The 23,054-nt window shown below is 45.1% G+C and carries 6 protein-coding genes, 2 tRNA genes, 6 rRNA genes and 1 pseudogene; all 15 read right to left on the bottom strand.

Annotated features, from left to right (window positions below; genetic code table 11):
• Positions 1-62: 62 nt before the first annotated feature.
• The gene (locus tag CDZ94_RS14190) at positions 63-2,042 is read right to left on the bottom strand and encodes a TRAP transporter permease (protein ID WP_096438109.1); all 1,980 of its coding nucleotides are present in this window, start codon (positions 2,040-2,042) and stop codon (positions 63-65) included.
• 5 nt (positions 2,043-2,047) lie between these two features.
• Complete coding sequence (locus CDZ94_RS14185; protein WP_096438107.1) at positions 2,048-2,488, bottom strand: DUF1850 domain-containing protein; 441 nt, start codon at positions 2,486-2,488, stop codon at positions 2,048-2,050.
• Between the two features lie 71 nt (positions 2,489-2,559).
• Entirely contained in the window at positions 2,560-3,570 is a 1,011-nt protein-coding gene (locus tag CDZ94_RS14180; protein WP_096438105.1) for a TAXI family TRAP transporter solute-binding subunit, read from the bottom strand.
• Between the two features lie 166 nt (positions 3,571-3,736).
• Positions 3,737-5,089 carry a sigma-54-dependent transcriptional regulator gene (locus CDZ94_RS14175; RefSeq protein ID WP_198546722.1) on the bottom strand — a complete coding sequence of 451 codons (1,353 nt, stop codon included), beginning with the start codon at positions 5,087-5,089 and terminating at the stop codon, positions 3,737-3,739.
• A complete protein-coding gene (locus CDZ94_RS14170; RefSeq protein ID WP_232735668.1) occupies positions 5,082-7,202 on the bottom strand; it encodes a transporter substrate-binding domain-containing protein in 2,121 nt (706 codons plus the stop codon). Before CDZ94_RS14170 ends, CDZ94_RS14175 begins: the two co-directional genes overlap by 8 nt.
• Positions 7,203-7,661: 459 nt before the next feature.
• A 5S ribosomal RNA gene (gene rrf, locus CDZ94_RS14165) occupies positions 7,662-7,778 on the bottom strand.
• A gap of 99 nt (positions 7,779-7,877) precedes the next feature.
• Positions 7,878-10,812: ribosomal RNA gene (locus CDZ94_RS14160) — 23S ribosomal RNA — on the bottom strand.
• 376 nt (positions 10,813-11,188) lie between these two features.
• A 16S ribosomal RNA gene (locus tag CDZ94_RS14155) occupies positions 11,189-12,754 on the bottom strand.
• The 16S, 23S and 5S rRNA genes sit together here, the layout of an rRNA operon.
• Before the next feature lie 1,010 nt (positions 12,755-13,764).
• Positions 13,765-15,126 (bottom strand): amidohydrolase family protein, encoded by a 1,362-nt coding sequence (locus CDZ94_RS14150; protein ID WP_096438101.1) that lies wholly within the window; start codon positions 15,124-15,126, stop codon positions 13,765-13,767.
• A 939-nt stretch (positions 15,127-16,065) separates the two neighbouring features.
• Positions 16,066-16,899, bottom strand: a pseudogene (locus CDZ94_RS14145) (IS1595 family transposase); the annotation flags it as partial.
• 878 nt (positions 16,900-17,777) lie between these two features.
• Positions 17,778-17,894, bottom strand: a 5S ribosomal RNA gene (gene rrf, locus CDZ94_RS14140).
• Between the two features lie 99 nt (positions 17,895-17,993).
• Positions 17,994-20,928, bottom strand: a 23S ribosomal RNA gene (locus CDZ94_RS14135).
• Positions 20,929-21,238: 310 nt separating this feature from the next.
• Positions 21,239-21,314: transfer RNA gene (locus CDZ94_RS14130), tRNA-Ala, on the bottom strand.
• Positions 21,315-21,331: 17 nt separating this feature from the next.
• Positions 21,332-21,408: transfer RNA gene (locus CDZ94_RS14125), tRNA-Ile, on the bottom strand.
• A 160-nt stretch (positions 21,409-21,568) separates the two neighbouring features.
• Positions 21,569-23,054, bottom strand: a 16S ribosomal RNA gene (locus CDZ94_RS14120).

The raw sequence follows: 23,054 nt of genomic DNA, 5'->3' as shown, positions 1-23,054 counted from the left end.
TTCCTTATCCTTTATTCGGTGCGAGTACAATGACTCACTTTCCCTGTAAGACTAAAATCCTTCTATGCTTGCTGTACTTGTTTCGGTTCAATATTTCCTTGTTTTTTGCCCTTCTGCCACTGGACGAACCAAACGAAGGCAATAATCGTAACTCCGATAATATCCTGAATTAGATTAGGGTTCATAAAGAGTAATGCCCCGCCAAACAACACGATTCTTACAATCGGATTAATACTAGCAAACAAATAACCTTCTGCTGCAGCCCCGAGCATAATTACGCCTGCAACTGCCGTAATGACGACGAGGGTTCCATCTACAAACGAAGTGTCCAGAAGCAAGAGAGAATTATTATACACGAACATATATGGCACAATGAAGCCGGCAATCGCGAGTTTCATTGAGACAAAGCCGGTCCTCATCTGGTTTCCACCAGATACTCCTGCTGCAGCAAAGGCGGCAAGGGCAACAGGTGGTGTAATATTGGCAAAAAGACCAAAGTAAAACACAAATAGGTGAGCAACTAAGGGTTCGATTCCAAGCGTAACAAGAGCTGGAGCAGCCATGGTAGCAGTAATGATATACGTTGGAATACTCGGTAACCCCATGCCAAGGACAATACAAGCAATCATTGTAAAGACCAGTGTGAGGAATAAACTTTCTCCACCTAATGTGACGATACCGTTAGCAAGCTTTAGCCCAAAGCCTGTCATAGTAGCAACACCGACGACGATTCCAACTGAAGCACAGGCAACAGCAACGCTAACCGCCATTCGAGCCCCTTGCTCTAAGGCATCGAGAATATCCCGTAAAGACATTCGTGTCGTTTTTCTAACCATGGCAACGATAATCGTGACGATAATGGTCAAGAGCGCAGAATAAATAATCGTACGCCCGCTCATGAAGAGCATATAAAGTAAGAATACCAGTGGAATAAGCAAGTGTCCGCGCTCTTTTAGAACTTCATATACACGAGGAAGATTTTCTCTGGATATCCCTTTTAACCCCTGTTTCGTAGCACGTAAGTGAATTTGGACGATAATGCCCAAGTAAAACAATAACGCAGGCAGTAAGGCTGCTAACACAATCTGGCTATAAGGGATGCCAAGCATTTCTGCCATGATAAATGCGGCTGCACCCATAATCGGTGGAAGAATTTGTCCGCCAACAGAGGCTGCACTTTCCACCGCACCTGCAAAATTTCGGCTATACCCGATTTTTTTCATAAGAGGAATTGTAAAAGAGCCTGTAGTTACAACATTCGCTACGGCTGCTCCGTTAATGCTTCCTAAGAAGCCACTAGCTATAACGGACACTTTTGCGGGACCGCCTCTTGTTTGCCCAGCGATGGCAAGAGCCATATCGTTAAAGAACTGCCCCATCCCTGACTTCGATAGAAATGCTCCAAATAAAATAAATAGGAAAATATAAGTAGCTGACACTCCGACCGCGGTGCCGTATACACCTTCCGTCGTTACATACATAAAATTAACGATTTCATCCCACGTGTAACCCCGATGTCTGAATATACCCGACATTTCACGTCCGAACAGACCGTATAAAATAAACAGTATCCCTAGCGTGGGTAATCCCCAACCAGTTACCCTACGTGCAGCCTCCAACACTAGCAGCACAAGGATAACACCAAAAACTAAATCATACGTATTTGGCATGCCACCCCGATTGACAATGCCCAAATAATCTATAAAAATATAGACCGACGTGGAAAAAGCCATCAACACAAACAGCATGTCGTACCATGGCAGCTTTGTTCGGCTTGCTTTTTTAAATGGCGGGTAAAGTAAAAATACGAGCCCAAGTATAACTGCAACATGCAGCGAGCGGTGCTGCAATGTAACAGGTGTACCGAAATAAGACGTATACATATGATAGAGCGATAATGAAATCGCTAGAATAGTTACGATGATAGCAATGGTTTTATTTGAAAATATTCGGTAGCGCGATTCGGCTGAATATTTTTCTAATACTCCCTGCTGATTTTCTGTTATTTGCGGTTCATCTATTATTTGCTTCTTTTTTTCCAAAAAATTCACCCCTTTTCAATAATTATTTCAATCGGGATATGGTGAGGTAAGTCTCCTGTTTCAATAAGAGATTCTTCATTAAAGTAGACAGTATATTTTGCATTATGTGAGTGAATCCAAGTAATCTCAGGCACCATTTCTTCTAGATCTCGAACAATGACCTCTCCGTCTTCAATCGTCATGGTCCCCAATTCATGTGATACCCCTGCACCAAAAGATTCAAAAGCCGTTTCGATAAGCACCCACTCACCATTCTCATTCACTTGGTAGGTCTCCCTCCATGGTGTTTTTTCCACAGAATGAATCCAACTCATTATGATTTCATCTCCACTTTGAATCTCTTTCTCAATATAGGTCTGGTCTGCACTATTAACGATCAATGTCCACGAATCCGTATCGCTGCATCCAGATATGAGTAATAATGAAATAATAACTAATGCTTTCATATGTCGCTCCCCCGACAAAGAAATAGAGGATAGAGAGAAGGTATCCCCTTCTCTCTACACATAAATCCAATCTATTCTTCTAAAGCACCTACCTCTTCAAAATAACGCTCCGCGCCTGGGTGAAGTGGCACCGGCATCCCTACTTCTACTGTTTCCAGTGTGATTTCCTGAGCTGCATTATGAGACCCTTGGATCGCATCAAGGTTTTCAAAGAGCGCTTTCGTAATTTCATACGTTGCATCTTCTGAAATATCGTTTGAGATAAGAAGCAAGTTCGTAATAGCTGCTGTCGAAATTTCTTCCTCATTTCCGTAAGCGTCTGCCGGAATCATTTCTGCTGAAAAGAATGGATAGTTCTCCTCCAAGTAGTCCATCGCTTCTCCTTCAATCGGGACTATCTTAGCGTCATGTGTCGTGTCCAAGTCGATGACCGTTGCATTTGGCACACCACTCGTAACAAATGCTGCATCAACCATTCCATTCTTAATTTGATCAATTGCTTCAGCGTAAGAGAGGTAATCTTCATTTATGTCATCATAAGACATCCCGTGTGCTTCTAATACCATGCGTGCATTGAGTTCAACACCAGAGTTCGGAGCACCTACCCCGACACTTTTTCCTTGTAAATCTTCAAAAGTTTCAATACTAGAGTCTTCAGTTGTTACAACCTGTACAAAGTTCGGATATAAAGCCGCAAGTCCTCTTAAAGAATCGACCGGTTCTTCTCCATCAAATTCTCCACTACCCTCATATGCTTGAAGGACTGCATCTGCCATTGTAATAGCCAACTCTGCTCTTCCACTTTCAATTAAATTAATGTTTTCCACCGATGCACCAGTTGCCTGAACGGAAGAATCAATGCCCAATTCTCCTTCAATAATGTTTGAAACCGCACCACCAATCGGGTAATATACGCCAGATGTACCGCCTGTGGCAACAGTTACAAACAAATCATCTAATTCCATTTGGCCTGCATCTGTATCATCTCCTTCTCCATTTTCCTCACCTGTTTCAGTATCTTCATCGCCACATGCAACTACAAATAAGAGCATAGCAACAAGTAAACTCAATATCTTCTTCATCTCATCTACCCCCATATAAGTAAATTATTTTGTATTAACCTTATAACTTTAATAATGCAAAAATTGTGCCAATTATTATGATCCTTTTGTGACAGCGCTCTCTTTTATTGGTTGGCATAAAAAAACGGCAATATTTGCCTCACCTGCAAATTTTGCCGCTCTATAGTTACTCCTCATATAGTTTTATTTTGTCTCGCAAGCTTCGTTCACTGATTCCGAGCATTTTCGCTGTATTTTTTCGGTGACCACTATTATGTTCCAAAGTAGCTAAGATGAATTTTTTCTCAATTTCTTTTAAAGATTTGCCTACGTGTGCTTCTAACGCCTCCGTTCTATCACCAAAAGTAGACATTCCACTTTTAAATTGTTGTGGCAGATCTGACAAATAAATGAATTCCCCGTCCGCCAGAACCATAGACGATTCTAAAACATTAGCTAATTCACGGATATTTCCTGGATACTGGTAATTAATTAAAGCTCGCTTCGCCTCTTTCGTTAAGCCTTTAATGGATTTTCCCATTTCCTCGTTCAACTTTTCAAGAAAATGAGTGAGCAGATAAGGAATATCTTCTTTACGCTCACGAAGGGGGGGCAATGGAATTTGTAACACATTCAGCCTAAAGTAAAGATCTTCTCGAAACTCCTCACTTTTCACTGCATCTTCAAGATTTTTATTCGTAGCCGCAATGACTCGTACATCAATTTTAACGTTTTTATTCGACCCAAGCTTCGTCACTTCTCTCTCCTGTAACACTCTGAGAAGCTTAGCTTGCAAACTTAGCGGCATGTCTCCGATTTCATCCAAAAAAATGGTGCCTCTGTGAGCAATTTGAAATTTACCTTCTTTACTCGAGACAGCTCCAGTATAAGCGCCTTTCTCATATCCGAACAATTCACTTTCTAATAACTGATCCGGGATAGCAGCACAGTTAACCACTTCAAAGTGTTCCTTCTTTCGTTTACCTGAAAAATGGATGGCTCTAGCCACAAGCTCTTTCCCAGTCCCACTCTCACCAGTAATGAGCACATTCGTATCGACATCTTTCACTTTATTAATCATATGAAAAACATCTTTCAACACTTCACTTCTCCCGATAATACCTTCATATCCGTACTTCCGCTCCAGCTCCTGACTTAAATAATCGACCTGATCGCTTAATTTCTGATAATTAAAAGCTTGATCAATAACAGAGAATAATTCATCCATATTAATTGGCTTCGTAATGTATGAATAAGCCCCTTCTTTCATGGCTGTAACTGAAGACGCAATCGTTCCATAAGCCGTAATCATAATCACGATTGTAGCAGGACTAATTTGTTTGATTTGACGCAAGACACTGAGCCCGTCAACATTACCAATTCTAAGATCCAATAAGCATACATCGAACCTAGTCTCTCTCAGCATGTTCAGCCCTTGATCGGGATTAGTGGTCGTCACGACCTCGCACTCATCCTCTAATGCAAATTCCAATGAAGAACATATAGAAGCTTCATCATCAATCACGATTATCTTATTCAATGCACTCCCCCCTCTCTTTGTCAAAAGATAAACATATGTTCGTCCCGACTCCGACTTTGCTTTCAATGTAAAGATGACCTTTATTTTCACGAACATATTGTTGAACAATCGCAAGTCCTAATCCAGAACCTTTTGTTTTCGTCGTAAAAAACGGTTCAAGAGCTTGTTTCCTTTCTTCTTCCGTCATCCCTATGCCCTGATCAGTAACACTAATAATGACATTACCGTTCCTTTCAATTGCATCTAAATGAAGCACTTGCTCTTCCTTCATTTCCGTCATTTCCATAGCATCAATCCCATTTATGATTAAATTAATAATTACTTGCTTTAACTGATTCTGGTCAGCCTCAATAAATAAATGAGGACTTGCATCACATCTCAAATTAATCCCACTGTTCATAGCAGTGCGTTTAAATAAGATCGTACACTCATTCAGGAAAGACCTTACTTCTATGATCTCTTTTTTTAATTGCTTGGGTTTAGCATAATCGATTAATCCTTCAATTAACGTACTTACCCGTTCTATTTCCTGTGGTACATAAGTGGAAATTTCTTTTTGGAAACGTTCATTTTTAAATTTTTTCGGAATAAGCTCCACAAAGGTTTTAATTGACGTTAATGGATTCCTTATTTCATGGGCAATCCCTGCAATCACTCGGCCTAATGCCTGGTTTTTTTCTTGTTCAAAAATTTGTAATCGAAGTTTTTGTTCCTCTGTTACATCTTCAAACGTAACGATAATCCCAGTAATCTTTTTCTCTAAATTATACAGAGGGTAAACATAGTACCGCAAAAAGTAAACCCTGTCATCCTTTCGTTGCCATATCGCATCCTCTCCAAGAAACAAATGCTTTGATGTAAATACATGTTCAAATTTGTCTTCAAGGAGTTGCTTTAATATTTTAACCTCTTGATAGGGCCTATTAACAGAAGAGCCCTTAACCCCCGCCATTTCGTTTGCTTTCGCATTAAACGAAGTGATGATACCTTTATCATCCACCGTCGCAATTCCCCTCGGACTACTATTTAGAATTTGTTTTTTAAACTGGTCACTGCTTTTCGTCTGTTCAACTTGATCTTGCAACGTTTGATTCAACTCATTCAGCACATTCGTTTTTTTGTCTACTTCCCTCTGTAATTGCCTGTTCCATTTAATCCCGAGTAAAAATAGAATAAGAATTAGAATAAGTAATGAGCCAATCACTTGAATCGCAAGCCACAACTTATCTGTAAGTTCATTCTCACTTTCAAACCACTTTTCAAACAACTGGCTGTACGTCCCGTCTCCTTTAACCTCTCGAATAGCTCGGTTCAATTGATCCATTAAAAGATAGTTCTCTTTTTGAACTGTCATCGAATAATCAATGGGGAGAAGATAACTACCCACCATTTTATATTCATCTGCCAATCCTTTTTCCTCAAGAAGGTAATCCGCAGTTAAGATATTCCCTACGAATGCCTTAGCCCTTCCGTTAATTAGAAGTTCAAGAGCTGTCGGTTGACTACTCGTTGTATGATAGTGAATACCGCGAATGTTACGAAGAAATTCATATTCTAAAGTGTCTCGTTCAAGTGCTGTAATTGACTCACTAAGGTGTGGGAGTCCATCAATTTCATCATTGCTTTCATGAACGATCAACCCAACAGAAGTGCTTAAATACGAGTCAGTAAACTCCATAATTCGCGCATGATCTTCATTAAAATATGCACTTAAAATAACGTCTACATCACCATTTTGCAACCGATTAATAGCCTCTGTCTGTGAGTACTGCACGTATATGACGTCGCGATCCATCCTCTCAGCTAACCCATTCATTAAGTCAATCGAAAACCCCGCATCACCTTGCCCTTTATCAAAATGGAAAGGAGGTAATTTTGGGTTGTAGGCAACAACCAAAGGCTCTTCTTTTTCAGCACTAACATAAGAAGTCCAACTAATTATTATAAAAAGGATGACAATCAAGGCCGAGAAGATCGAGGCACAGGAGCCACGGAGATCGGAACGTAGGTCGTTACTATGTAAGAACCGGATTAGCAACGTAACGAAGGGATTTGACAGCATTTGTCCCCGGCCTTTTTGAATCTCCTCTAATATAAAGTGTAATCGTTCCATATTCATTCCTTTCTTATATATCAATTCCCATTTCATTTAATCGTAGTTCAACTTTCACCTGTTGCCAAGGCTTCTTGAGGAATGATTTGTGTAAAAGAAACGACAGCATTAAAAATTTGTGCTAAAACCAATCGTATGTATGTCTTTTTCCATTCAAAAATCACAGGCTTTCCTTCTCATAGTTGTTCTCAAAATAAAAAAAAACAACAATCTGCGTAAAAGCAAAAGCTACTGTATTGAATCGGAAGGTTTTTATTTATTTAAGAAAAGTTTGGCCCTTTTAGACCGAGAACTTCCTCGCTTGGGTATGTTATTCTTTGGTCAATATCGTCCGTTTTAGGTAGGTGCATTGAAAGCTTACTTGGTCTTTTTCAGCAATTTCGAACGTTAATTTAGTAACTATCATTTCTTAAAGCAAAAAAAACACTCGCCCAAAAGCGAGTGTTTCCTTCATCGATTGCCCAGCGACGTCCTACTCTCACAGGGGGAGAGCCCCCAACTACCATCGGCGCTGGAGAGCTTAACTTCCGTGTTCGGCATGGGAACGGGTGTGACCTCTCCGCTATCGTCACTAGACAACGTATTCTTTTGAGAAAACCTTGTTCTCTCAAAACTAGATAACAGCTTCAACTTGAAACCTTTGTGAGTTTCTTAAAGACAAACAACATCGTTTTTTTGGATAAGCCCTCGATCGATTAGTATCTCTCAGCTCCACGTGTCACCACGCTTCCACACGAGACCTATCAACCTCATCGTCTCTGAGGGATCTTACTTACTTAACGTAATGGGAAATCTCATCTTGAGGGGGGCTTCATGCTTAGATGCTTTCAGCACTTATCCCTTCCACACGTAGCTACCCAGCCATGCTCCTGGCGGAACAACTGGTACACCAGCGGTGTGTCCATCCCGGTCCTCTCGTACTAAGGACAGCTCCTCTCAAATTTCCTACGCCCACGACGGATAGGGACCGAACTGTCTCACGACGTTCTGAACCCAGCTCGCGTACCGCTTTAATGGGCGAACAGCCCAACCCTTGGGACCTACTTCAGCCCCAGGATGCGATGAGCCGACATCGAGGTGCCAAACCTCCCCGTCGATGTGGACTCTTGGGGGAGATAAGCCTGTTATCCCCAGGGTAGCTTTTATCCGTTGAGCGACGGCCCTTCCATGCGGTGCCGCCGGATCACTAAGCCCGACTTTCGTCCCTGCTCGACCTGTATGTCTCGCAGTCAAGCTCCCTTATGCCTTTGCACTCTGCGAATGATTTCCAACCATTCTGAGGGAACCTTTGGGCGCCTCCGTTACTTTTTAGGAGGCGACCGCCCCAGTCAAACTGCCCACCTGACACTGTCCCCGAACCGGATCACGGTCCTGGGTTAGAATGTCAGTACAGCCAGGGTAGTATCCCACCGATGCCTCCACCGAAGCTGGCGCTCCGGTTTCCAAGGCTCCTACCTATCCTGTACAAGCTGTACCAAAATCCAATATCAAGCTACAGTAAAGCTCCATGGGGTCTTTCCGTCCTGTCGCGGGTAACCTGCATCTTCACAGGTAATATAATTTCACCGGGTCTCTCGTTGAGACAGTGCCCAAGTCGTTGCACCTTTCGTGCGGGTCGGAACTTACCCGACAAGGAATTTCGCTACCTTAGGACCGTTATAGTTACGGCCGCCGTTTACTGGGGCTTCAATTCAGAGCTTCTCCCCTAAGGGATAACCCCTCCTCTTAACCTTCCAGCACCGGGCAGGTGTCAGCCCCTATACATCGCCTTGCGGCTTGGCAGAGACCTGTGTTTTTGATAAACAGTCGCTTGGGCCTTTTCACTGCGGCTCTCCTGGGCTATAAACCCGAAAGAGCACCCCTTCTCCCGAAGTTACGGGGTCATTTTGCCGAGTTCCTTAACGAGAGTTCTCCCGCGCGTCTTAGAATTCTCTTCCCGCCTACCTGTGTCGGTTTGCGGTACGGGCACCTCTCACCTCACTAGAGGCTTTTCTAGGCAGTGTAGGATCAGGAACTTCGGTACTATAATTTCCCTCGCCATCACAGCTCAGCCTTACGACAAGCGGATTTGCCTACTTGCCAGCCTTACTGCTTGGACGCGCACATCCAGTGGCGCGCTTACCCTACCTTCCTGCGTCCCCCCGTTGCTCAAACGGTGAGGAGGTGGTACAGGAATTTCAACCTGTTTGCCATCGCCTACGCCTTTCGGCCTCGGCTTAGGTCCCGACTTACCCTGAGCGGACGAGCCTTCCTCAGGAAACCTTAGGCTTTCGACGGAGGGGATTCTCACCCCTCTTTTCGCTACTCATACCGGCATTCTCACTTCCAAGCGCTCCACCAGTCCTCTCGGTCTGACTTCACGGCACTTGGAACGCTCCCCTACCACTGTCCGAAGGACAATCCATAGCTTCGGTGATACGTTTAGCCCCGGTACATTTTCGGCGCAGAGTCACTCGACCAGTGAGCTATTACGCACTCTTTCAATGATGGCTGCTTCTAAGCCAACATCCTGGTTGTCTAAGCAACTCCACATCCTTTTCCACTTAACGTATACTTTGGGACCTTAGCTGATGGTCTGGGCTGTTTCCCTCTCGACTACGGATCTTAGCACTCGCAGTCTGACTCCCGAGTAAAAAGTAATTGGCATTCGGAGTTTGACTGAATTCGGTAATCCTGTAGGGACCCCTAGTCCAATCAGTGCTCTACCTCCAACACTCTCACCTCGAGGCTAGCCCTAAAGCTATTTCGGGGAGAACCAGCTATCTCCAAGTTCGATTGGCATTTCACCCCTACCCACACCTCATCCCCGCAATTTTCAACTTGCGTGGGTTCGGGCCTCCATCCAGTGTTACCTGGACTTCACCCTGGACATGGGTAGATCACCTGGTTTCGGGTCTACGACCACGTACTTGATACGCCCTGTTCAGACTCGCTTTCGCTGCGGCTCCGTCTCTTCAACTTAACCTTGCACGTAATCGTAACTCGCCGGTTCATTCTACAAAAGGCACGCTGTCACCCTTTAACGGGCTCCAACTACTTGTAAGCACACGGTTTCAGGATCTCTTTCACTCCCCTCCCGGGGTGCTTTTCACCTTTCCCTCACGGTACTGGTTCACTATCGGTCACTAGGAAGTATTTAGCCTTGGGAGATGGTCCTCCCGGATTCCGACGGGGTTTCACGTGTCCCGCCGTACTCAGGATCCACTCCGGAGGGAACGAAGTTTCGACTACAGGGCTGTTACCTTGTCTCGCGGACCTTTCCAGGTCGCTTCATCTACTCCGTTCCTTTGTAACTCCAATGGAGTGTCCTACAACCCCAAGAGGCAAGCCTCTTGGTTTGGGCTGTTTCCGTTTCGCTCGCCGCTACTCAGGAAATCGCTTTTGCTTTCTCTTCCTCCGGGTACTAAGATGTTTCAGTTCCCCGGGTCTGCCTTTTATACCCTATGTATTCAGGTATAAATAACACGCCATTACGCGTGCTGGGTTCCCCCATTCGGAAATCTCCGGATCGAAGCTTACTTACAGCTCCCCGAAGCATATCGGTGTTCGTCCCGTCCTTCTTCGGCTCCTAGTGCCAAGGCATCCACCGTGCGCTCTTATTAGCTTAACCGTCGATGTCGTTGGTCTTTTTCTAAGACACTCGGTTGTTCTCTCAAATAATCAAACAACCGGTGAAACTCACAAAGAGTTTACGATATGATGTTCAAAAACTCCGGGTATCATTGCCGTCGAATCTCTTCGTCACGTTTGTGTCTCCAGTCCTCACGTAGCGTACTACGCTCCGGGCTTCGACACTGCCGTTCCTCGATCTTCTCGGCCCTGATCGTCCTCGTTTTTGAACATCTCATTTCAAATTAGAAATTTGATGTCGTTACTGTTATCTAGTTTTCAAAGAACAGGTTTTGAAAGGATTAACCTTTCAAAACTAAACAAAAAGACCAAAGCAAAACCTTTGTAAAACTCGTTGAGCTTTAATAGCTCCTTAGAAAGGAGGTGATCCATCCCCACCTTCCGGTAGGGATACCTTGTTACGACTTCACCCCAATCACCTGTCCCACCTTCGGCGGCTGGCTCCAAAAGGTTACCGCACCGACTTCGGGTGTTACAAGCTCTCGTGGTGTGACGGGCGGTGTGTACAAGGCCCGGGAACGTATTCACCGCGGCATGCTGATCCGCGATTACTAGCAATTCCGGCTTCATGCAGGCGAGTTGCAGCCTGCAATCCGAACTGAGAATGGCTTTATGGGATTCGCTCGGCCTCGCGGCTTTGCTGCCCTTTGTACCATCCATTGTAGCACGTGTGTAGCCCAGGTCATAAGGGGCATGATGATTTGACGTCATCCCCACCTTCCTCCGGTTTGTCACCGGCAGTCACCTTAGAGTGCCCAACTTAATGCTGGCAACTAAGATCAAGGGTTGCGCTCGTTGCGGGACTTAACCCAACATCTCACGACACGAGCTGACGACAACCATGCACCACCTGTCACTCTGTCCCCCGAAGGGGAAAGCCTTATCTCTAAGGGTGTCAGAGGATGTCAAGACCTGGTAAGGTTCTTCGCGTTGCTTCGAATTAAACCACATGCTCCACTGCTTGTGCGGGCCCCCGTCAATTCCTTTGAGTTTCAGCCTTGCGGCCGTACTCCCCAGGCGGAGTGCTTAATGTGTTAACTTCGGCACTAAGGGTATCGAAACCCCTAACACCTAGCACTCATCGTTTACGGCGTGGACTACCAGGGTATCTAATCCTGTTTGCTCCCCACGCTTTCGCGCCTCAGCGTCAGTTGTAGGCCAGAAAGTCGCCTTCGCCACTGGTGTTCCTCCAAATATCTACGCATTTCACCGCTACACTTGGAATTCCACTTTCCTCTCCTACACTCAAGTTCCCCAGTTTCCAATGACCCTCCACGGTTGAGCCGTGGGCTTTCACATCAGACTTAAAGAACCGCCTGCGCGCGCTTTACGCCCAATAATTCCGGACAACGCTTGCCCCCTACGTATTACCGCGGCTGCTGGCACGTAGTTAGCCGGGGCTTTCTGGTTAGGTACCGTCAAGGTGCCGTTCTATTCGCACGGCACTTGTTCTTCCCTAACAACAGAGCTTTACAATCCGAAGACCGTCATCACTCACGCGGCGTTGCACCGTCAGGCTTTCGCCCATTGCGGATGATTCCCTACTGCTGCCTCCCGTAGGAGTCTGGGCCGTGTCTCAGTCCCAGTGTGGCCGATCACCCTCTCAGGTCGGCTACGCATCGTCGCCTTGGTGAGCCACTACCTCACCAACTAGCTAATGCGCCGCGGGCCCATCTCACAGTGTTAGGTAAAACCCAACTTTTACAAAAGAATCATGCGATCCCTTTGATCATCCGGTATTAGCCCCGGTTTCCCGGAGTTATCCCAGTCTGTGAGGCAGGTTGCCCACGTGTTACTCACCCGTCCGCCGCTCGTTCCACAAGTTTCACCCCGAAGGGATCCACTTGCTTCCCGCGCTCGACTTGCATGTATTAGGCACGCCGCCAGCGTTCGTCCTGAGCCAGGATCAAACTCTCCGTAGAAAGTTCGATGTCTCTGACATCATAAATAATTCATTGACGGAATATCTCTCGATATCCCACGTTTCGCTTGGCTTTTTGTTTAGTTTTCAAAGGTCAATTTAGCCGCCTACGTTATTTAAGGCAACTCATTAATCATATCATCTCAACATTATGTTGTCAACACTCATTATAAGTTTTTAATTAATGTTACGTGTTGAGATGTTATGTTTCAATAATGTTTAATCACCTTTCTCAAGGCGACAAATATAAATATAACACAGGAAAAACTCTTACACAAGTGTTTTTATAAATATCTTAAAATAAATTCTCTTCTATAAGAAACCATATTGTAGGTATTGCTACATAGGCAGAAACTATTTTTGTTTTAGAGGAAAGGATCAGCTATTTACTGCTCAATGAATCACTTGCAAGCTCTAATCTCCATCTGTGAAAATCGCTGAATATCACCAAAAAATAATACTAAAGTAAAATTAAAGGGTTAAGGAAATACAAACAACTGTCAATTTTAATGAAGAAACATAAGGGGGATCGGATCTATCTCATAAGCTTGCTTATAACTTGGGTATGCGAAGTTACTCCTAAGTATCTAGGCTTATCTCGGACCTCGTCCGCATTCGCCACAGAAATACTTGCCTTTCTCAACTCATCTATTCAGGAAATAAAGGTACATTATGATTACCTACGTTAAGGGACTAAAAAACAACCTTTGTAGTTGAACCGCTGCTAACAAAGTACCTCCTATTTCACGTAAAACTAATTCGATGGACCGAACTCGAAAATAACTACACAAGCACTTGCAACTCGAACAGCCAAATTAATAGAAAATAATTATTTTAAAATGAAAGGGGGAGGAAACATTTTCTCACCACTTCCACTCTTATTAAGCAACAGGCTTTCACCACCAGCTGTCAGAAATGTCGTCCCCAAAAAAAACAACCATTCATCAGACTCAATGAATGGTCGGAATTTTACATACCTCACTTAAGAAACTTAAAGAACTCCTCTACTAATTAAACTAACCAAGCTCCATCTGGATTGCCGTATTTGTTAAATATGGAATCTCTTGCATCAATCGCTAGCTTGCGTACACGATTTAAATCAACATTAACCATTTTTCCAGCCCTTTTCACTGCTTTACCTGCAACAAATACGGAATCGACATTTCCTGTATGCGCACATTGAACAACTGCACCTACTGGATCATTAACTGGGAATATATTTAAATCAGTCGTTCTTATCATAATAATGTCTGCTTCTTTACCTGGTGTTAATGTACCTACTTTATCACTAAGCTTTAACGCTTTAGCTCCATCAACCGTTGCATACTCTAAAATATCCCTTGCTGTAATATGAAGTGGAGGCCCTGGCATATTTCCTTCTGCTAAGATTGTTTCATTCACCCTTGAACGTTCTGCCTGAAGTGTAAATTTCATTTGTGCAAACATGTCTCCACCAGTTGATGTCACTACATCTACTCCAATTGATGGGCGTAACCCATTTTCAACACAAAGGCCAGTAGCAGGATAACCATGCCCCATCATCATCTCAATTTCAGGGGTGACAGATACAGTACCACCTTTTTCAACTAGCATTTTGATCTCTTCAGGACTAACGGCGTTTGCATGGGTAAAGTTTAAATCACCTCCTAAAAGGTCTGCATTATATAATTTTTCAATTGAACGATCACTTGATCCCCATGTTCCAAACCCTAAATGCATGCTGCATATTGCATCTAATTCTCGAGCTAGCTTTATTTCATCAACAGATGTTTCCCATGAACAAAACTCTGGTCCACGAATCGCTAAACCCATTGTGAGTAGCTGGTCTTTAGAGGAAAAATATTTTTCTTTAATGTACCTTGCGTCATCAGAATTATGAAGAGTACTTTCCCTGTTCCAATAATCCCCATCACCTGGACAACCATGAGCAAAAACGGAACGGGCTCCTGACTCTTGTAGCCCCCTAATCATTTCTCCTGTATTATCACGAGAAATAATCATCGACCAATCTAAAAATGTTGTTACTCCAGAATCTAGTGCTTCTAGAGCTCCTAATAAGTTTGCAATATAGTCGTCTTGGGGAGTTCTTTTGGATCCAATATTTCCATAATAAATACTACTTAAATATTTTTGAAGTGACCAGTCCGCACCTACATTACGAATAACCGATTCCCAAGTATGACGATGAGTATCCACCAGACCCGGCATTACAATCATTTCAGAAGCATCGACTATTTCACAATCAGTCGCTTCTATGTTTGGTTTCACTTCAACAATTTTTGATCCCTCTATTAACACATCTGCTTTTTTGAAATCACCAATTGACTTATCCATTGTCAACACTATACCATTTTTAAATAGTTTTCTTTCCATTACCCATTCCCCCAATAAATTATTTTTAACGTGGCTTGAAAATAAATTAGTAATACAAGTTATATGAAATGGTTCATGCTGAATATTTGAAAAGGATGTAACACTAGAATTAGTAATTTTTCATTTTTCCCCTTCCCTCTTTTATTTTTCCTAATCTTATTATTTATTTTCGGAACCAACTATCATATTAAGTAGTACTAATACCATCTTATCTTACAGGGGGGATAACATAATAATTTTTTGATCTTCAATTCTTATTTATTTTATTTCATCAGGTAAATCCAGTCTAAACTGCAATTCTCTTTATCATTTTTATAAAAGTCCCCATTATTAATGACGATTGGAATTTTGATTTTCTTAAATAGGGATTGCTGAATAACTCTAGAACTCAAATACAAAAGGGTGCCGCTTCCATGGCTTCGCTTTCCGCAGGCAACGCTTCAGCACCCCCATGTGTATCTCAAAATCAAGTGCAAGGCTTTTAGCAAAGACTCTGTTAAAGTTCAATGTTGATATTTATAGAAAAAACGAAAATCCCATAAAACTGGAAGTTCCGTTTTGTTTTATTGCCTTATTAAACTAACGCTATCCGTTAGTTTAATAAGGATTGAAAAAAAACACTGACATAAATTTTCTGTATCCTATAACATTAGAAAGAGATTATGAAAGAGAGTTTAATTTTAAATAAACCAGAAGTGATTTTAAATGTCTTCTCTTCTTAAGTATCTGGTAGTAAAAGTTTAATAGTTTGGGGGAAGGATTGGGTAGATTGTCTATCAAAATCGTTTTACTTAGTATTAAGAAAAATAAAAATCATTCGATAAAGTTTTATCTTTTTCTCTAATTAAGAGTGAATTCTCTAGGAGACTACAATTACCCTCTTTCCCTCTACTCCTTTTTATTTTTAGCATGCATATAAAAAAAACACCAACAAGGTGAGGACTGGATATGATATAGACCCTTTGTGCGAATTTTACCGTTAGACTTAAACTGGTAAACGGATATTCCCTTTTCAGTGGCATAGGTTTTAAAAGCACGCCAAGCATCGGTACATAAAACATTCTCGTTGGAAAGTTTATGCCCAATGGCTTTGTCTAATTGCTCTTTAGTTAAACGTCCCATTCCCAACGACTGGGAAAAGGTCACCTTCTCACGGTCTCTTGCGACCAGGACAAATACCTGTTCATTACTTATACCGCGTTTCTTTGCAGAACCGCCCCGGTTGCGAGGCTTTCTATCATTAATCTTTCTTTGTCCTTTTTCAGAGTACAGGAAATAGGTTTCGTCCATTTCAACGATACCTTGGAAATTTGAGCTTTCCATTTGTTTTAATGCCGTTAGGAGCTTGTGCCTCCAATAAAATAATGTGACGTGAGTAACGTCTCCAATCAGCTCCGCTGATTTACGAAGCGAATAACCTTCTATCATACAACCAATAAACTTCATCCAACGATTGAGATGACGTGTTCGATATAATGCCGTATTGGTGAGGTCAGTAAAAGTCATTTTACAAGCCTTACAGCGATAACGCTGCTTCTTCACTTCTTCGCCATCTACGATAGTAGAGTATCTTCCAAACCGCACAATATATTCTGACTCGCAACCAGGACAACGATAGCCATCCTTATGCTTTCGTTCCGAGATTTCTTCCAGTACCGTTCCTGTTGACGATGAGGCAGTAAGAACATCGATTAAATATTCCCGTAGCCGATGTTTTTCCGCTGGATTAAGTTTTTGAATGGCTTTAAGGATATCGGTTGCTCTCACAATCATCACTACCCCCACTTTGATAACTCCATTATAGAACATTTGTTCTGTATGGGCAAATATCAACAACAAGCTTTAACAGAGCCTTAGCAAAAGAAGAGTTATTTCCTTGCAGATTCTCTAGCATACCTCTTGCCATGTAGGCGTATGCTACTTATTCAGCAGCCTCTAAATACTGTAATCCCCCGTTCCGGTGACTATCAGGTTATGAGCCGATGGCGCCTAGAGCTAGACATCGAAACGTAGTTTTTTTATGATTTCTTATTTCTTTAAAAAACAAATGTCCCAAGATCACTTTTCATGACCTTAGGCGTACTCACGCAACCTTATGTTAGAGATTGATGAAAACCCGAGGATTGTATCTGAACGATTAGGCACAGCCCTGTGGCTATCACTCTTGACATTTATTCTCTTGTAAATCCAGATACTCAGGATCGCGCGGCAAAAAATATGGGGAAGCCTTAAGACAAATAAGCACACTATACTTAACTAAAGGTGTACAACAAAAAAAGACACAATTCCTCGAATGATCGAGAAACTGCGTCGTTACTAGCTTTATATGGTGGAGAATAGCGGTCTCGATCCGCTGAACTTTTGGCTGCAAGTCTTATTCTCTTGTCCCGCAATCTCATCCAACACGGGCAATTCGAAGACGAAGTAGTAAAGGCACCAATAAGGTATTCACTAAACGGTATTTATCCACCGAGTTAAGCTTTTCTATTGCTTTTAAAATTTCGATACCCTCACGTTCTACAGCTGCTCTACTTAGTTTATAACCTCATTATATATCAAGTGCTCCCGTTATTACGAATATAAACAATGACCTTTATCAGAGCCTAACAAAAAAAACACTCGCTCAAAAGCGAGTGTTTCCTTCATCGATTGCCCAGCGACGTCCTACTCTCACAGGGGGAGAGCCCCCAACTACCATCGGCGCTGGAGAGCTTAACTTCCGTGTTCGGCATGGGAACGGGTGTGACCTCTCCGCTATCGTCACTAGACAACGTATTCTTTTGAGAAAACCTTGTTCTCTCAAAACTAGATAACAGCTTCAACTTGAAACCTTTGTGAGTTTCTTAAAGACAAACAACATCGTTTTTTTGGATAAGCCCTCGATCGATTAGTATCTCTCAGCTCCACGTGTCACCACGCTTCCACACGAGACCTATCAACCTCATCGTCTCTGAGGGATCTTACTTACTTAACGTAATGGGAAATCTCATCTTGAGGGGGGCTTCATGCTTAGATGCTTTCAGCACTTATCCCTTCCACACGTAGCTACCCAGCCATGCTCCTGGCGGAACAACTGGTACACCAGCGGTGTGTCCATCCCGGTCCTCTCGTACTAAGGACAGCTCCTCTCAAATTTCCTACGCCCACGACGGATAGGGACCGAACTGTCTCACGACGTTCTGAACCCAGCTCGCGTACCGCTTTAATGGGCGAACAGCCCAACCCTTGGGACCTACTTCAGCCCCAGGATGCGATGAGCCGACATCGAGGTGCCAAACCTCCCCGTCGATGTGGACTCTTGGGGGAGATAAGCCTGTTATCCCCAGGGTAGCTTTTATCCGTTGAGCGACGGCCCTTCCATGCGGTGCCGCCGGATCACTAAGCCCGACTTTCGTCCCTGCTCGACCTGTATGTCTCGCAGTCAAGCTCCCTTATGCCTTTGCACTCTGCGAATGATTTCCAACCATTCTGAGGGAACCTTTGGGCGCCTCCGTTACTTTTTAGGAGGCGACCGCCCCAGTCAAACTGCCCACCTGACACTGTCCCCGAACCGGATCACGGTCCTGGGTTAGAATGTCAGTACAGCCAGGGTAGTATCCCACCGATGCCTCCACCGAAGCTGGCGCTCCGGTTTCCAAGGCTCCTACCTATCCTGTACAAGCTGTACCAAAATCCAATATCAAGCTACAGTAAAGCTCCATGGGGTCTTTCCGTCCTGTCGCGGGTAACCTGCATCTTCACAGGTAATATAATTTCACCGGGTCTCTCGTTGAGACAGTGCCCAAGTCGTTGCACCTTTCGTGCGGGTCGGAACTTACCCGACAAGGAATTTCGCTACCTTAGGACCGTTATAGTTACGGCCGCCGTTTACTGGGGCTTCAATTCAGAGCTTCTCCCCTAAGGGATAACCCCTCCTCTTAACCTTCCAGCACCGGGCAGGTGTCAGCCCCTATACATCGCCTTGCGGCTTGGCAGAGACCTGTGTTTTTGATAAACAGTCGCTTGGGCCTTTTCACTGCGGCTCTCCTGGGCTATAAACCCGAAAGAGCACCCCTTCTCCCGAAGTTACGGGGTCATTTTGCCGAGTTCCTTAACGAGAGTTCTCCCGCGCGTCTTAGAATTCTCTTCCCGCCTACCTGTGTCGGTTTGCGGTACGGGCACCTCTCACCTCACTAGAGGCTTTTCTAGGCAGTGTAGGATCAGGAACTTCGGTACTATAATTTCCCTCGCCATCACAGCTCAGCCTTACGACAAGCGGATTTGCCTACTTGCCAGCCTTACTGCTTGGACGCGCACATCCAGTGGCGCGCTTACCCTACCTTCCTGCGTCCCCCCGTTGCTCAAACGGTGAGGAGGTGGTACAGGAATTTCAACCTGTTTGCCATCGCCTACGCCTTTCGGCCTCGGCTTAGGTCCCGACTTACCCTGAGCGGACGAGCCTTCCTCAGGAAACCTTAGGCTTTCGACGGAGGGGATTCTCACCCCTCTTTTCGCTACTCATACCGGCATTCTCACTTCCAAGCGCTCCACCAGTCCTCTCGGTCTGACTTCACGGCACTTGGAACGCTCCCCTACCACTGTCCGAAGGACAATCCATAGCTTCGGTGATACGTTTAGCCCCGGTACATTTTCGGCGCAGAGTCACTCGACCAGTGAGCTATTACGCACTCTTTCAATGATGGCTGCTTCTAAGCCAACATCCTGGTTGTCTAAGCAACTCCACATCCTTTTCCACTTAACGTATACTTTGGGACCTTAGCTGATGGTCTGGGCTGTTTCCCTCTCGACTACGGATCTTAGCACTCGCAGTCTGACTCCCGAGTAAAAAGTAATTGGCATTCGGAGTTTGACTGAATTCGGTAATCCTGTAGGGACCCCTAGTCCAATCAGTGCTCTACCTCCAACACTCTCACCTCGAGGCTAGCCCTAAAGCTATTTCGGGGAGAACCAGCTATCTCCAAGTTCGATTGGCATTTCACCCCTACCCACACCTCATCCCCGCAATTTTCAACTTGCGTGGGTTCGGGCCTCCATCCAGTGTTACCTGGACTTCACCCTGGACATGGGTAGATCACCTGGTTTCGGGTCTACGACCACGTACTTGATACGCCCTGTTCAGACTCGCTTTCGCTGCGGCTCCGTCTCTTCAACTTAACCTTGCACGTAATCGTAACTCGCCGGTTCATTCTACAAAAGGCACGCTGTCACCCTTTAACGGGCTCCAACTACTTGTAAGCACACGGTTTCAGGATCTCTTTCACTCCCCTCCCGGGGTGCTTTTCACCTTTCCCTCACGGTACTGGTTCACTATCGGTCACTAGGAAGTATTTAGCCTTGGGAGATGGTCCTCCCGGATTCCGACGGGGTTTCACGTGTCCCGCCGTACTCAGGATCCACTCCGGAGGGAACGAAGTTTCGACTACAGGGCTGTTACCTTGTCTCGCGGACCTTTCCAGGTCGCTTCATCTACTCCGTTCCTTTGTAACTCCAATGGAGTGTCCTACAACCCCAAGAGGCAAGCCTCTTGGTTTGGGCTGTTTCCGTTTCGCTCGCCGCTACTCAGGAAATCGCTTTTGCTTTCTCTTCCTCCGGGTACTAAGATGTTTCAGTTCCCCGGGTCTGCCTTTTATACCCTATGTATTCAGGTATAAATAACACGCCATTACGCGTGCTGGGTTCCCCCATTCGGAAATCTCCGGATCGAAGCTTACTTACAGCTCCCCGAAGCATATCGGTGTTCGTCCCGTCCTTCTTCGGCTCCTAGTGCCAAGGCATCCACCGTGCGCTCTTATTAGCTTAACCGTCGATGTCGTTGGTCTTTTTCTAAGACACTCGGTTGTTCTCTCAAATAATCAAACAACCGGTGAAACTCACAAAGAGTTTACGATATGGTGTTCAAAAACTCCGGGTATCATTGCCGTCGAATCTCTTCGTCACGTTTGTGTCTCCAGTCCTCACGTAGCGTACTACGCTCCGGGCTTCGACACTGCCGTTCCTCGATCTTCTCGGCCCTGATCGTCCTCGTTTTTGAACATCTCATTTCAAATTAGAAATTTGATGTCGTTACTGTTATCTAGTTTTCAAAGAACAGTGTAACCTAAAAAAGGTATGTTGGTGGAGCCTAGCGGGATCGAACCGCTGACCTCCTGCGTGCAAAGCAGGCGCTCTCCCAGCTGAGCTAAGGCCCCAAAAACATGTTTAATTATGGTGGGCCTGAGTGGACTCGAACCACCGACCTCACGCTTATCAGGCGTGCGCTCTAACCAGCTGAGCTACAGGCCCCCTTCTTAAAAGAAAGGAGTTGGTTTTTAGTCAGAAAAAAAGTCCTGAGAGACTAGCTCTCAAAACAATATTTCCGTTAAAAGGATTAACCTTTCAAAACTAAACAAAAAGACCAAAGCAAAACCTTTGTAAAACTCGTTGAGCTTTAATAGCTCCTTAGAAAGGAGGTGATCCATCCCCACCTTCCGGTAGGGATACCTTGTTACGACTTCACCCCAATCACCTGTCCCACCTTCGGCGGCTGGCTCCAAAAGGTTACCGCACCGACTTCGGGTGTTACAAGCTCTCGTGGTGTGACGGGCGGTGTGTACAAGGCCCGGGAACGTATTCACCGCGGCATGCTGATCCGCGATTACTAGCAATTCCGGCTTCATGCAGGCGAGTTGCAGCCTGCAATCCGAACTGAGAATGGCTTTATGGGATTCGCTCGGCCTCGCGGCTTTGCTGCCCTTTGTACCATCCATTGTAGCACGTGTGTAGCCCAGGTCATAAGGGGCATGATGATTTGACGTCATCCCCACCTTCCTCCGGTTTGTCACCGGCAGTCACCTTAGAGTGCCCAACTTAATGCTGGCAACTAAGATCAAGGGTTGCGCTCGTTGCGGGACTTAACCCAACATCTCACGACACGAGCTGACGACAACCATGCACCACCTGTCACTCTGTCCCCCGAAGGGGAAAGCCTTATCTCTAAGGGTGTCAGAGGATGTCAAGACCTGGTAAGGTTCTTCGCGTTGCTTCGAATTAAACCACATGCTCCACTGCTTGTGCGGGCCCCCGTCAATTCCTTTGAGTTTCAGCCTTGCGGCCGTACTCCCCAGGCGGAGTGCTTAATGTGTTAACTTCGGCACTAAGGGTATCGAAACCCCTAACACCTAGCACTCATCGTTTACGGCGTGGACTACCAGGGTATCTAATCCTGTTTGCTCCCCACGCTTTCGCGCCTCAGCGTCAGTTGTAGGCCAGAAAGTCGCCTTCGCCACTGGTGTTCCTCCAAATATCTACGCATTTCACCGCTACACTTGGAATTCCACTTTCCTCTCCTACACTCAAGTTCCCCAGTTTCCAATGACCCTCCACGGTTGAGCCGTGGGCTTTCACATCAGACTTAAAGAACCGCCTGCGCGCGCTTTACGCCCAATAATTCCGGACAACGCTTGCCCCCTACGTATTACCGCGGCTGCTGGCACGTAGTTAGCCGGGGCTTTCTGGTTAGGTACCGTCAAGGTGCCGTTCTATTCGCACGGCACTTGTTCTTCCCTAACAACAGAGCTTTACAATCCGAAGACCGTCATCACTCACGCGGCGTTGCACCGTCAGGCTTTCGCCCATTGCGGATGATTCCCTACTGCTGCCTCCCGTAGGAGTCTGGGCCGTGTCTCAGTCCCAGTGTGGCCGATCACCCTCTCAGGTCGGCTACGCATCGTCGCCTTGGTGAGCCACTACCTCACCAACTAGCTAATGCGCCGCGGGCCCATCTCACAGTGTTAGGTAAAACCCAACTTTTACAAAAGAATCATGCGATCCCTTTGATCATCCGGTATTAGCCCCGGTTTCCCGGAGTTATCCCAGTCTGTGAGGCAGGTTGCCCACGTGTTACTCACCCGTCCGCCGCTCGTTCCACAAGTTTCACCCCGAAGGGATCC

The organism is Alteribacter populi, from assembly GCF_002352765.1.
Taxonomy (GTDB): domain Bacteria; phylum Bacillota; class Bacilli; order Bacillales; family Salisediminibacteriaceae; genus Alteribacter; species Alteribacter populi.
The sequence above is the reverse complement of the archived record's forward strand: the minus strand, read 5'-3'. Positions and strand labels throughout refer to the sequence as shown.